Source organism: Roseibium sp. RKSG952 (assembly GCF_009711355.1).
Genome location: NZ_SMMF01000211.1, coordinates 1 through 372 on the forward strand (window position 1 = coordinate 1; position 372 = coordinate 372).

A 372-nucleotide genomic window follows, 5' to 3' on the forward strand; every position below is an offset into this window, starting at 1 on the left:
CAAGATATTGGATTTACGCGTGAACTTTTGGATCAGGCTCTGAAGTCGTACCCTCTTCAAGAGCATTTCTTAGTTGGTGAATGCACCACTCAACAGCGTTTGCAGATGATCCTGTACTATCTGCTAAGTCTATCCGAGCGAGTAAACATTTTTTTCGAATTTGAGGTGGGAGTATATTTCCAAAAAAACGATCTATGAATGTTGTCTTACCTGAACCTTTATTTCCGATCAAAAGTACAGTCTCAGCGCGCTGGGTTTCCATCGCTCGCTCGATCTGGTCCTGTAGCGCTCCTCCTCTAACAGTAGAAATCGATGCCACATTATTAAGGACATTCTGGATGATTGGTAGTGTCAAAGATCTTTCGCACTTTT

The 372-nt window shown here is 42.5% G+C and carries 1 pseudogene; it reads right to left on the reverse strand.

Features of this window, described 5'->3' with window-relative positions:
* Window positions 1-13: 13 nt before the first annotated feature.
* Window positions 14-372 (reverse strand): annotated as a pseudogene (locus E1297_RS49465) (ATP-binding protein); the annotation flags it as partial.